General features: G+C 42.1%; 13 protein-coding genes. 7 read left to right on the plus strand and 6 right to left on the minus strand.

What is annotated here, in order from left to right:
* The first annotated feature begins 272 nt into the window (after positions 1 to 272).
* Positions 273 to 437: a hypothetical protein gene (locus V7K31_RS08815; RefSeq protein ID WP_335093839.1), complete on the plus strand. Its 165-nt coding sequence runs from the start codon at positions 273 to 275 to the stop codon at positions 435 to 437.
* Positions 438 to 594: 157 nt separating this feature from the next.
* On the opposite strand, the gene V7K31_RS08820 is transcribed toward V7K31_RS08815, so the two are convergent.
* Complete coding sequence (locus V7K31_RS08820; RefSeq protein ID WP_335093841.1) at positions 595 to 2,247, minus strand: mechanosensitive ion channel; 1,653 nt, start codon at positions 2,245 to 2,247, stop codon at positions 595 to 597.
* A gap of 199 nt (positions 2,248 to 2,446) precedes the next feature.
* Here V7K31_RS08820 and V7K31_RS08825 point away from each other — a divergent pair, with 199 nt between their 5' ends.
* Both V7K31_RS08825 and V7K31_RS08830 read left to right on the plus strand, forming a co-directional pair.
* Positions 2,447 to 2,890 (plus strand): SRPBCC family protein, encoded by a 444-nt coding sequence (locus tag V7K31_RS08825; protein ID WP_335093842.1) that lies wholly within the window; start codon positions 2,447 to 2,449, stop codon positions 2,888 to 2,890.
* Between the two features lie 420 nt (positions 2,891 to 3,310).
* Complete coding sequence (locus V7K31_RS08830; protein ID WP_335093843.1) at positions 3,311 to 3,925, plus strand: DVUA0089 family protein; 615 nt, start codon at positions 3,311 to 3,313, stop codon at positions 3,923 to 3,925.
* Between the two features lie 77 nt (positions 3,926 to 4,002).
* On the opposite strand, the gene V7K31_RS08835 is transcribed toward V7K31_RS08830, so the two are convergent.
* On the minus strand, positions 4,003 to 4,827 hold the full coding sequence (locus V7K31_RS08835; RefSeq protein ID WP_335093844.1) for a SirB1 family protein: 825 nt from the start codon (positions 4,825 to 4,827) through the stop codon (positions 4,003 to 4,005).
* A 635-nt stretch (positions 4,828 to 5,462) separates the two neighbouring features.
* On the minus strand, positions 5,463 to 5,585 hold the full coding sequence (locus V7K31_RS08840; RefSeq protein WP_335093846.1) for a hypothetical protein: 123 nt from the start codon (positions 5,583 to 5,585) through the stop codon (positions 5,463 to 5,465).
* Positions 5,586 to 5,615: 30 nt separating this feature from the next.
* On the opposite strand from V7K31_RS08840, the gene V7K31_RS08845 reads away from it, so the two are divergent.
* The gene (locus V7K31_RS08845) at positions 5,616 to 6,434 is read left to right on the plus strand and encodes a DUF1194 domain-containing protein (RefSeq protein ID WP_335093847.1); all 819 of its coding nucleotides are present in this window, start codon (positions 5,616 to 5,618) and stop codon (positions 6,432 to 6,434) included.
* Positions 6,435 to 7,140: 706 nt separating this feature from the next.
* Here V7K31_RS08845 and aroH read toward each other — a convergent pair.
* The 3 genes from aroH to V7K31_RS08860 all read right to left on the minus strand — a co-directional run bounded on the left by aroH (position 7,141) and on the right by V7K31_RS08860 (position 9,578).
* Positions 7,141 to 7,569 (minus strand): chorismate mutase, encoded by a 429-nt coding sequence (aroH, locus tag V7K31_RS08850; protein ID WP_335093848.1) that lies wholly within the window; start codon positions 7,567 to 7,569, stop codon positions 7,141 to 7,143.
* A 130-nt stretch (positions 7,570 to 7,699) separates the two neighbouring features.
* Complete coding sequence (gene sppA / locus V7K31_RS08855; RefSeq protein ID WP_335093849.1) at positions 7,700 to 8,521, minus strand: signal peptide peptidase SppA; 822 nt, start codon at positions 8,519 to 8,521, stop codon at positions 7,700 to 7,702.
* A 760-nt stretch (positions 8,522 to 9,281) separates the two neighbouring features.
* Positions 9,282 to 9,578, minus strand: coding sequence for a hypothetical protein (locus V7K31_RS08860; RefSeq protein WP_335093851.1), 297 nt, complete (start codon positions 9,576 to 9,578; stop codon positions 9,282 to 9,284).
* A 475-nt stretch (positions 9,579 to 10,053) separates the two neighbouring features.
* On the opposite strand from V7K31_RS08860, the gene V7K31_RS08865 reads away from it, so the two are divergent.
* The 3 genes from V7K31_RS08865 to V7K31_RS08875 all read left to right on the plus strand — a co-directional run bounded on the left by V7K31_RS08865 (position 10,054) and on the right by V7K31_RS08875 (position 12,755).
* Positions 10,054 to 10,848 carry an MlaE family lipid ABC transporter permease subunit gene (locus V7K31_RS08865; protein ID WP_335093853.1) on the plus strand — a complete coding sequence of 265 codons (795 nt, stop codon included), beginning with the start codon at positions 10,054 to 10,056 and terminating at the stop codon, positions 10,846 to 10,848.
* Positions 10,849 to 10,965: 117 nt separating this feature from the next.
* Entirely contained in the window at positions 10,966 to 11,352 is a 387-nt protein-coding gene (locus V7K31_RS08870) for a DUF3119 family protein (protein ID WP_335093855.1), read from the plus strand.
* Between the two features lie 137 nt (positions 11,353 to 11,489).
* On the plus strand, positions 11,490 to 12,755 hold the full coding sequence (locus V7K31_RS08875) for a DUF3086 domain-containing protein (protein WP_335093858.1): 1,266 nt from the start codon (positions 11,490 to 11,492) through the stop codon (positions 12,753 to 12,755).
* The last annotated feature ends 13 nt before the right edge of the window (positions 12,756 to 12,768 follow it).

Raw genomic sequence — 12,768 nt, forward strand, 5'->3', positions numbered from 1 at the left:
CCCAACTTTCCTCTGTTTTTGGTGTTTTTCTCAAGGAATCATCCTTCCATGTTATATTTTCTCTCTGGACAATTAATCCACCCTGCCTTCCCTACGAGGGAAGGGGGAGAAATCTGGCTCCCCTCTCCGCTTCGGAGAGGGGTTGGGGGAGAGGTCAATCCATGCGATCGCTATAGACTGTTAAATATAAGGAAGACCAGTCTTTGTTGGTATAGTTTAATTAGGTGGGTGTTATGCCCACCTAATATTTAGCGTTTCCAAGAGGAATATTAATGACCAGTCCATCTTTTATCAATGAGAAAAATCTCTATGAACAAGACTTTTACTTGTGGACACAAACAATTGCCCTAAAGAAAGCAATTGAGTCTTTTCAAAGTGTTTATGAATCTGAACCTAATATTTACAAATCTCCTATTTCTATAGAAGAATTACATTAACCTCAAAACTCGGAACTTGAGCTTCTGAACTCAAAATGTCAAGTTATACACTCAAACTCCGAGCTTCTAAACCCTAACTTTCAACCTTTTAAGTACAATTGCCGATAGATTTTCTCCACTATTGATGCTTACGGCTGGACTTTCCAAGATTTACCTTTTAGTTTCTACCTTTGAAAGAGTTTAGCCATTCTTGAACTTGCTCGCGGGCAATTTCGCGCCCCCCAAGACCAAAAGCTAGGGCAATAGCAACTGCGATCGCACCTAGTAGAAGTCCAAAAGCTAAATTCACAATATCACTGGCAACTCCAATCTGTTGCAGTGCCATTGCAGAGACTAAGGCAATGATGGCAATCCGCGCTATTTGACCCAAAATCTGCGCTTGGCGTTCGCCGGAACTGGTAATGATGTTAAAAGCCAGATTTGCTAGGAATAAGCCAATGGCAAAGATCACCAATCCCGCCAAAATCCGCCCGAATATGATCACAATCCCAGATACTAATGCTGTCAGGGCTGGAATATTCAAAATATTCACCGCCGCCACGGTTGCAAACAGCATGATACCCACTAAGGCAACAATACCTGCAATTTCCGATGGCGTGCGGGTTGGAATCGGTTCAACTGTTGGTTGTGTTGAAATTATGATTCGTCTGCTGGGTGTTGTCAGACCTAGTACGGTGAAAATGTTATTAAAGCCTAAATTGGTGAGGATACTTGTAACCAAATCCGCCACAAACCGCCCGACGAAATAAGCAACAATCCAAATTGCCACGGCTGTGAAGATGGCAGGGAGGGCATTGAGAATCTGTTGCAGCATGGCGATCGCAGGTATTGATATCGCATCAATTCGCAAGGCATTCAGCGTTGCGATCGCCACAGGAATCAAAATCAAAACATAGACAATTGTGCCGATAATACTCGATAGAGGTTGCACCCCCGCAGTCGCTGATAATCCCAACCGACTACCTAAATGGTCGATCCCAGTTGTCGCCAGCAAGTTAGTCACAATCCGCCGTACCACATTAGCTATGAACCAGCCAACTACAGCAATTAACGCCGCCGCTAAAATGTTCGGCAGAATTAGCAGAACCTCAGTAATTAAAGCTTGTACTGGTTGTAGAGCCTGCCTGAGTCCGAGAGTATCTAAGACTGGGGCGAGAAATAGTAAAAATATAAACCAATACAGAGCATTGCCAATCGTCTCACTCAGAGACATCTGATTCAGGCTGGGTGTGCTGTCTTCTGGTTCTGGATTCAAACGCTCATCCAGGTTAAATGCCTGTAATGAGCGCACAGTAATAATCTTCACAATCGTCGCCAAAAACCAGGCAGTTCCCAAAAGGATTCCCGCACCAACCAACTTTGGCAAAAAGCCAATAAGTTGATCGAGAAAATTATTCAAGGGTCGAGAGGCTACCTCTAGATCCAATGTCTGTAAAACAGCTACCGCCGTCAACAGGATAATGCTCCAAAAGACTAAGCTGGAAATTAATTTCTCTACTTGGGGAACATTTTGACGACCCGTTATCCCTGCGGCAATGCGATTATCTATATTTGTGCGCTTGAGAATTGCTTGCGTCACTGCTGCTGCGATCGCTGCAATTAGCCAACCTACTAATAAAATTGCCACTGCCCCTAGTAGACGAGGCGTAAATAGAATCAACTGTTGAACAATACCTTGGACATCAGCGATTCCTTGATTTACTGCTGGTTGTGTCAGTTGCAGGCTGGGCGATTGTGCCAAAAATTGCTGCACCCTTGTGGAGAAAGCAACTCCTATCACCTGAGTTATTCCTTGCCAAGTTGTGTTCATGGTTTTCGGGAATTATGCTTAAGTATTCGCCGCAAACACTGAGTCAGTGTTTTGCCTACCAATTTACCAGTAAAAACATACATATATGGGATTGATATCAAGAATAATTTTTGAGTTTGTTACTTATATTTGCTTTAATCTACTGTCAGTGCTGAATTTTGCGTTACTCTAATTGCAGCAACAGCACCAAAGATGTGGAATGTCCCAAGTTTTGTCACAATCGATTCAAATTAATGCTACAGCTACGGTGGTGGAGCGCTGTATTAGCGATTTAGCTCTAATGCACCGTTGGCTCAATCCCGTCCTCCGTTGCGAACCTGTGGGCGAAGCTTGGAGCACCGATGTCGGCAGTCAAAGTCGTTTTATCATTCAAATTCCTCTACTAAAACCCACATTGAATAGCGTAGTTGTGCAACGAGAACCGGGTTTGGTAGTCTGGGAATTTAAGGGATTTTTTCAAGGGCGCGATCGCTGGGAATGTCAGCCAACAGAAAAAGGAACCCGCCTACTCAACCGCTTTGAGTACGATATCCCTAACCCCTTAGTGAGTTGGGGTTTCAACACCTTTGCTGCATCTTGGACAAAAGAAGATATGCAAGCCCAACTGCGCCGCCTCAAACGAGTCGCAGAAGAACAAGAATAATTCGATCATTGGTCTTTTAACTAGCTATGAACTTTGGTTCATGGCCAATAATCCAATTCGTTCAAAAGGGACTGAAATCCTTTTTAACAAGAGATGTATGAGGCAGGAGGAATACTGCCCTCTGCCTCCTGCGTTCTTCAGAAGACTTTTGCGATGACTCTCAAAATTCATTCTGAAGGAATTTTTGAGAATAGGGCTTCATCATTCCCTTAAGTATAAACACAGGTTGTAACCTCATCTACAGAGGTTACAAGCCTTTTAAAGTGCGTGTTATTACGTTCGATTCCCCAAATTAGTAGCTTTATTTCTCAGTGAAATTTCTATAAAGTAGGTAAAAATTTTTTCAGCAATGAGAGATACATATTAGTATCAAAGCGTTGAAAGTAGACAAAAAGATTCGTTTCTAGGGTAAATAACCGAATGGCTACTGTAAATGTTTTGACAAATTTATCATTGACTACAGTGGGAGCAGCAGTTATTGCACTGGGAGCAGCAGGAACCGCACAAGCTGCGACTTATACTGAAGTGGGTGATGCAGGTAAGACTTTAAAAACCGCCCAAAATCTTCCTGGTGGCATTAATGTCATCAAAGGAACTATCTCTTCTAAAAACGGTGCTGACCTCTTTTCTTTCTTTTGGGATAGTGGGCGATTCAAAGCTACCACAGTCGATAGTGCATCCTTCGATACCATACTAGAACTGTTTGATTCGTCAGGTACGTTAATCGCTGTGAACGACGATTCTAAGCGTACCGAGCAATCCACTATCAATGAGTTTTTGGATACTGGAGAGTACTTATTGGGAATATCATCCTTCGCCAACTTTGCCCTATCTGCTTCTACTTATGGTTATGGTGATATTGCTCCTGGTTTTTCTTCTGGCGATTACTCTATCACCCTAAACAAGAAGACTGCTTCTGTTCCCAAACCCGCTTCTGTTCCTGAACCCGGTTCTCTTATTGGTATCTTAGGCTTAGGTGCTTTCGGCATTAACTCTGTTTGCAAGCGTAAACAACAAGCCGCAGTTAAGGCATAAGCATCAATTTTTATTTCAGCCGTTTAATTTAACAAACCACTGCTGTGTCAATATGATGCTGACACAGCATTTTTGATTCAATCATTGTTACCCAACTTAGCAAGTAACTGCCGAATCACAGATGCATCCTCGGCATCAGGAACTTTTGCTAAATAATTTTGTAAGTCGTCTATAGCTTGGGGGTAGTAACCGAGTTGATAATAAATCAAACCGCGATCGCGCAATTCTAAAGTTAAATTAGGAAACAGCAACAAAATTCGTTCAACCGCTCCTAGCGTTTTTTCTAAATCTTGTTGTTTGATATAAATAAATTTTAAATTTGTCAGCATCCGTGCCAAAAATTGCCGATGACTGACTACGGCTAAAAATTCTGCTTGTAGCGTCACAGGTTGCTGATAAAGTTGAGACAGCCGTTCTTCGCAATCTTGAGCAAATATTATTTCACCACCATTGAAAGCATCGACGAAAATCTCTATATCTGGAACATCCGGGCGGATTAGGAAATGTCCTGGCATTCCCACACCCACCATCGGAAAATCAATCCGTCGGGCGACCTCCAGGTAAATCAGTGCTAAGGTAATGGGAATCCCTAATCGGCGGTCAATTACATCATTGAAAAAGCTGTTACGCGGGTCGTAATAGTCAGTTTTGTTACCAGAAAACTTTAAATCTTCGTAGAGATACTGATTAATACTTTGAACTATCCGCAAAGGATATCGTGAAGAAGGCAGGCGTTCTTGAAGTTCCGATGCCATTGTATCAAGAGCATTGAGGTATTCCTCTGGGTCTAGGTTGGGATATTCTTCTTGTGCAATATACAAAGCTGCCTTTGCTAGGTCAATGTGTTGATCAGACTGCTGAATCTCCTGATAAAAATATTGTCGTGCTGAAGAGAAATTCATAGGCTGTTGCTCGGTGGAAGTGTGAGGATGAAGCGAGAGCGGCTTGGCTGAACTGAAAACAGTTTTTTGTACCTATTTTTATATTAGGGATATTCAGAAGATTTGGAAATATAGCTTGTACATAGCTTTCATGGCATGAATCTATTTAGGGGATGAAAATAGGGTAATGTAGCTTTTTTATACTCACTAAGTACAATATTTCATTAATTCCTAGCAATTTTCCTGCATGCCTCTGCGATCTACCCTAAGTTTTTAACCACTATGGTTTTCATCAGTAGGTATCATAACAGTGTATTACTAGGATGTTCTTAAGTGTAGATTCTGCTTACATAGCCATACTTACACATAATCACCTTGATCAAGCTATCTTAAAGCAACAACTTAATTTTACAAAGGTTTAGTCAATTATTTACTTGATATTGCGTATATAAATCGCCTTGCATCTAGGTTTTGGCTGCTATTTAATCTAATTTGGAATGTATTTCTTATGTGAATACACGCAAATACCCTCGACACTAAATAAATTTGCTCATAATCTAAGTGAATAAGCAAGTGAGGAAAGCACTTTTAATAACCTTCTTAAATAACTAGAAAACAAAAGCTAAGTTGAAAACTTTAGTCATTTTCACTAGTGCTTATATCTGCGATCGCAGGAGAGGCTTACTCATAGATTCTTGTACAGGATGCGTTATATCAATTGTGTCCAAATCCTTGGCATAGCCTAGATATTTTCCTAGTCCAGCATTTTTATTATTCACGTCTGCTTTTTTAAAGTAATAAGGTCAATCATGAAAATTTCCAACTTTGTTCGTGCAACGCTCACGGCAGCATCTTGCTGTCTGTCTGTTTTAGCTATTTCAACAAGCGCCCATGCCGCTAGTTTAGTTCCCGTTGATTTGGAATTGTCTTTACTCGTTGATGTTTCTGGAAGCATAGATAGTAACGAGTTCGCTCTGCAAAAACAAGGCTATGTTGATGCTTTCTCAAATGCCAACCTTTTTAACGATTTCATCTCTAAAGGAAATCTGGGCAAGATTGCAGTAAACCTGATTTACTGGTCTGGTGCAACCCAGCAGCAAGAAGTTGTAGGGTGGAGTTTGATCGATAGTGTAGCTACTGCACAGAATTTTGCTACTAGTATAGCAGCAACGACGCGTAGCTTCAGTGGCTCAACTGCTATTGGTTCTGCACTCAATTATGCCGCACCTAAATTCTTCAATAATGACTACGATGGTGTACGCCAAGTTATCGATGTGTCTGGTGATGGTTCTACAAACAATGGAGCTGATACAGCAACTGCCCGCAATGCTGCTCTAGCACTAGGTGTCGATACGATTAACGGTGTAGTTATTGGGGACGAGTTTGGACTTAAAACCTTCTATCAAAATAACGTAATTGGCGGTATCAATGCCACTGGTGCCCCTGCCTTTGTTCTGACAGCCCAGAACTTCCAAGACTTTGGTGTTGCAATTGATCAAAAAATTAAGGCAGAAATCAAGCCAACCTCTGTTCCTGAACCAGCTTCGATAGTGGGCTTGCTAGCTTTTGGTGCTATTGGTGGTAGTTCAATGCTCAAACGCAATAAAAAATTCCAAGCTGATTGTTAACAGTTCTAAGCCTCAATTAGATATCAACGAACTCTCAAGAAAAAAGACTAGATGCTGGCAGAAATTGCAGCTGTCAACGTCTAGCTTTTTTGAAAAAATAAGCTATCTATACTTTTGCAGTTTTGACGCATGTCTCGACGGAGTATGCACTTGAGTAATAAGACTTATCTAATAAGAGTAAACCTGCTGGTGTGATCCTAAATACAGTAATCACAAAAGGCAGGCAGAGAGTTAAAAACATGGGAATGGAAGAGTTTATCCCACTAGAATTAATCAGTCATTTACTAATTTTTCAAAGTCATTTCTCCAAGCTAAATTTATCAAACAGAATTCAGGAGTCAGGAGTCAGAATTCAGCAATGAATTCTTTCCGAGTGGCGGATAGCGTAGCGGTAGCGAGTCATCGATCGTCTGAATAATTGGGTTTAAAACGCCCACAAAACTAGAATTTTTGGTGGTGCAACAATTCAGTGGCAGGTCTGAATCCCAAATAAATTGATTCTGATCGGAGCTTTCGGAAACGTCTCCGGCTCCGCTCCTGAATTCAGAATAGCTGAATTCTTCTTCAACTATTTCCAAGGATATGTATGGGAAATATTAATTACCAGAAGCCGAAAAACCATAAACTCGCTAATAGCAGTAGGTTGAGCGGCAGCCTCACCGACCTAATAGCTTATTTTCTACTTTTTTACGTGGATTTTGCGTAATTATATGTAATTATTTTGCACTTTTGACTTAACTGCTGGCTGTGATGCTTGTAATGATTGGGGCAAACTCCAGTCGGGACGCAAACTAGCGGCGTTGCGTAAATAGATATGATGAATTGAGGCGGAGGCTGGTAGATAGGCGTGGATTAAGAACCGAATGCAGCGCTGTAAGCTACCTTCGACGTGCATTTGCTGCACATCCAACATGGCCACACTATCCCAGCCAGGACGCGCTCTGGCGATCGCAGCTGGAAAAATAGCATCTAAATCCCGTGTCACTGAGAAAGTCACACTAATCATGTCCCTCGGCTGGAATTGATTCCGGTTTTCCAATTCATCTAGTAGTTCTGTCACTACTTCTTGCATTGCCTCAACAGTATTTTCTGAAACGGTTGTTGCTCCGCGAATAGCCCGCATTTGCCACTCCACGCCAATAATCCTCCTTAAAACACAAAAGTGAGGAGTTAGGAGTTAAGAACGAGAAGTTAAGATTTTTAACTCATAACTTCTCACTCATAACTGGAGGCGGAGCAATCCCAAGCTCCGCTCCTAACTCATATTAGGGTCGATATAACCACAACGGTAAACCACTAGTAGACATTTCAAATTCGAGCCAATCAATACCAGCCCCAATTCCTGATGAAAACTGACGACTCCCTGGTAGAACGCGACTCAATAAGGGTTTACGTTCTTCTAGGGTATAGCAGAGAGTTTTTTCCGGATCAAGACCCACCAGTTCTGCTGTCCAACGACGGGCATCTTCTTCTGTGCCCAGGCGATCTACAACACCCAACTCTAGGGCTTGCTGTCCAGTAAAAATCCGACCATCGGCGAAAGTTTTCACCGTTTCTACTGCTAAAGAACGGCCATCAGCTACCGTTTGGACAAACTGCTGATAACTTGTGTCAATCAACTCTTGCAGGATGTTTGCTTCTGGTTGAGTCAGTTCCCGGTCGAAAGCCAAAATGTCTTTGTAAGGGCCAGACTTAATTACCATGAAGGAAACACCGATTTTTTCTAGCAAGCGTTGCAAGTTATTCCCACGCAGAATCACACCAATACTACCCGTAATTGTACCTGGGTTAGCGACAATGTGTTCGGCTCCCATGCCGATGTAGACTCCTCCAGAAGCCGAAATATTGCCAAAGCTGGCGACGATTTTGATTTTTTCGCGCAAACGCTTCAGGGCGCTGTAGATTTCTTGGGAATCTCCGACTGTACCGCCAGGACTATCGATACGTAGCAATAATGCCGGAAACTTTTTTTCTTCTACAGTTTTTAGGGCTTCTAGGACGCGTTTGCGAGTAGCACCGGCGATCGCACCAGTAATTTCAATCCGCGCAATTTGTTTTTTAAACTTGGGCTTAAACGGCCAAACCATGAGTTGTCAACATACCTCGTAATAAATTCAATATAAGATCCCCAACGGTCAGACGCCCTGCTTTGCTCTGTTAAGAAACATGAGCAGGCATTGTGCTGATCACGATTTTAAGGAAATTTTTATATTTTGCAGTGAGTTTTATCAAAACAGAATTCAGGAGTCAGGAGTCAGAATTCAGCAATGAATTCTTTCCGAAAAAGCGGATGAATAAATGGGTTTAAGACCCCCACCAAATTGAAAATTTGGTGGTGCAACAATTCAGTGGCGGGTCTGAATCCCAAATGAATTGCATTCTGACAGGAGTTGACAGGAAACGTCTCCGGCTCCGCTCCTGAATTCAGAATAGCTGAATTCTTCTTCAATTGATATTCTCAATGAATGCTAATCAAGTCCTTAAAGATTGCAGCTAACAGGAAATGCCAAACTCTAGTCTAACGTCCAATGGGATGATTTAGCACAGACTATTTTAGCTGTTTTGCGGAATTAAAAATTACAAAACCCTTGAGATTCTATCTTTTTAACTTTTTGAGAATTAGTTTGCTACGGCTACACACCTGAACTAGTAGTCAGTCAGTAATTAATAACTAATAAATAATAAGTATTTAATCAATAATTTCGCTACTCAATTTAATCAATAAAAATTCATTCAGCAACAGTAATCTCTATCTAGGTTAAGACCAGTAGTACTTTCACTTTTGGAAATATCACTTTTTTCTCTCTTCTACAGCCCATGATCACCTGAGGAAGCTATTTCCACTACCTATGAATCAATCCGTAAAATTTGACACCGATAATAAGCGTACATATCAAACAATGCCCCGACAAAACTACAGGTCAAGCTAATCACAAATAATCCGCGTAGGGGAGTTCCACTGCCAAAGGTGACGAGAAAAAGGATAATCTGAGTAGCGATCGCTTCAGTTAACTCTTGTAAGGCAGGGAAGTGACCGACGAGGGATAGAAGCAGCAATCCGGCGCCAACTAGGAACATGGGAGCGACAAAACTAAAAATGATCGTAAGTAGTAGGGAGCGGAGAAAGTTGGTGAAAATAGTCATTTTAAGACAAACTCCGTGAGTAGAGATGACAACAGCCCCGATAGCGGTTCGTCATTTCCTACAATACGTGCGATCGCTCCTGAGCAGAGAATCTGTCAAAAATCTTAAGTTTTAATTAAAATAAACGGCTACCACTTACAGCATTTGCTGGGGATATAAAAAATGAATTAAATCTACAAAACCCTTGCAAAATCTAGGTTACAGCCAAGGTTAGCACCTATTTATTGATTTGCAGCACGTTTAATAACAGCTTCATCTTCTGAGAATATCTTTAATCTAAGTTAATGTTTAGTCTTCTTAAGGGAGTGGGGGAGCAAGAATTTTAGATTTTAGATTTTGGATTTTAGATTGAAATTTAATCCAAAATCCAAAATCCAAAATTGAATTGCCCTGTTTGGCCAATTCCCAATTCCCAATTCCCATTGCCAACGACTTCCGCTATTCTTAAGGCAGTTACCGAGTTAGCTACAGAACATTGAACCAGACTAAATCCAAATCCAGTTTAGGAGAATGGAGTCAGCGATTGCTGGCGGCGATTTTTCTGGGTGGGCAAGTATTAGTTCACCTATTGAGGGGCAAAATCAATCAGCGCAACACCTTAGAACAAATGGCAGCAGTTGGGCCAGATTCCCTATTTATTGCCCTGGTGACTGCTATTTTCGTTGGCGCGGTGTTTACCATTCAGGTGGCGCGGGAATTTATCAACTTTGGCGCAGGAAACGTTATCGGCGGAGTTCTTTCTATAGCGTTGACACGAGAACTCGCTCCCGTGTTGACAGCAGTGGTTTTGGCCGGGCGAGTCGGTTCTGCCTTTGCAGCAGAAATCGGTACCATGCGGGTTTCAGAACAAATCGATGCCATGTTGATGTTAAGAACAGATCCAATCGATTACCTAGTTATCCCCCGCGTCCTTGCTTGCTGTTTAATGCTACCAATTTTAACCCTCTTGTCTTTGATAACAGGGATGTTCGGGGGATTCATCATTGCGACAAATATCTACAACCTGTCTGATACGGTATTTATAGACTCAGCCCGTAACTTTCTTGGTATCTGGGATATTTTTAGCGCCATGATTAAGGCGTGTTGCTTTGGCATTTTAATCGCTGTAATTGGTTGCAGTTGGGGGTTAACGACAACAGGAGGAGCTAAAGGTGTAGGGCAGTCAACTACAACTGCGGTTGTGACTGCCTTGCTGATTATATTTGTGAGCAATTTCTTTCTTTCTTGGTTAATGTTTCAGGGGACTGGCAGTGCATTCCTAAGCCTATAAAAGTGAGGAGTGAGTAGTTAGGAGTTAAGAGTTAAAACTCCTCACTCCTAACTCCTAACTTCTGACTGACTCCTAAAATAGGAGAGATGCCTACTAAATAAAGCAGGATTTAAGATTGTGAGCAGTTCATTTACTTCTAACTCCACATCAACCGTGGAACTCAAGCCTAGTTACAATATACCTATAGTGTTGGTGATTACCGCTATTCCACTACTGTTAGTACAACCGTGGGTAGGCTTGATTTTCACACTGTTTGGTTTGTTTCTCATGTTTCAGGCGTTAACGCTACGGTTGCAATTTACCGCCACCGACTTAGATATTTACAGAGGCGAAAAATTGAATCGGCGCTTTCCCTATCAGGAATGGCAAAACTGGCGGATATTTTGGAATGTAGTCCCCATCCTGTTTTACTTTAAAGAAATTAAAAGTATTCACTTTTTGCCGATTTTATTTGACCCCAACACCTTGAAAACTTGCTTAGAACAACGTTGTCCGCATCTTTAGTACTGAGTGCCATCTTTGCTGAGTCGTTTTGTTTTAGACTCATAACTCAGTACTCATGACTCAGGACTTTTATGGCAGGTCAATTGTAATATTTCTGAAAGCTATTTATTCGCGTCATCGGAATTACACTATTGTTTATGAACTCAGAGGCATCTCAAACCCCAGAACCAATTGATGAGCGGTTGGCAGAAAAACAAGAACAGAACAATGCATTTGTTCATCCAGTAAATCCATCTGTTGAGTCAGTGGTAGAAGCAGGAGCTATTAGCTCGTCAGAAGACTACACAACTTTTGAGCCACTCATCTCTAATGCAGAAGTGGTAGATACTACAGTAGAGCTAACAGAAAATTCAAATGGCGAGTTTGTAGCGCAGTCGGAACCGGAAAATGCCGCACTGGGGTCAGAAATAGGATTATCATTATATGCAGAAGCAGAGCAGCGAGTGGCAGAGTTGCAGAGCGCCCAAGTAGCTCTCAAGGAAGAAATAGCCAAGCTGCAAGCTTCTTACAAAAACCTTCAGGGACAAGTGAGTGAAACTCAAAGTTCACTCTTGCGACTCGTGCAAGAGTCGCTGGTGCAGTTAGAACAACGCAAACAAACCTTGCAAATTTCTGTAGAACAGCTAGAACGCCGCCAAGAACGTATTCGCAACGAGATGCGAACCACTTTTGCTGGTGCATCCCAAGACTTGGCAATTCGGGTGCAGGGTTTTAAAGACTATCTTACGGGTAGCTTACAGGATTTGGCGTCTACTGCTGAACAGTTGCAACTGACACCAAGTGTGGTGGAACGAGAAAAACCATCTTTAAAAGAGGCTAAACCAGTTGAACCCCAACCTGGAATACCGCAATTTGCCCAACAGCAGTTTCAAGATACTACAAAGCAAATTCGCCGCCTAATTGACCAATACCGCAATAAACCAGATTACTACGGAGCGGCGTGGCAACTGCGTCGTACTTTTGAACCAGTCCACGCTGAACGAGTCTCCAACTGGTTTTTTACCCAAGGGGGACGGGGTGGCTTGCGGACAATGGGTAGCCGCTTACAGAATATTCTGATTGCCTCAGCCGCAATTTCGATATTACACAAGCTGTATGGCGATCGCGTCCGTACTTTAGTCTTAGCTAATACACCGGAGCGATTAGGTGAATGGCGGCGCGGCTTGCAAGACTGCCTGGGAATCGGTCGCCCAGATTTCGGACCAGACCGAGGTGTGGTATTATTTGAGGCATCTGATGCTGTCGCTCAGAAAGCAGACCGATTGACAAAAGCCAATCAACTGCCCTTAATTATCATTGATGATTCAGAAGAGCAAATTAGTTTGTCACTGCTGCAATTTCCCCTGTGGTTAGCCTTTGCTCCTGACCCCAAAATAGTGAGAAACTATGATGATGATTTTTAAATGAGTTATTGGT

Source organism: Nostoc sp., from assembly GCF_036917675.1.
Classification (GTDB): Bacteria; Cyanobacteriota; Cyanobacteriia; order Cyanobacteriales; family Nostocaceae; genus Nostoc.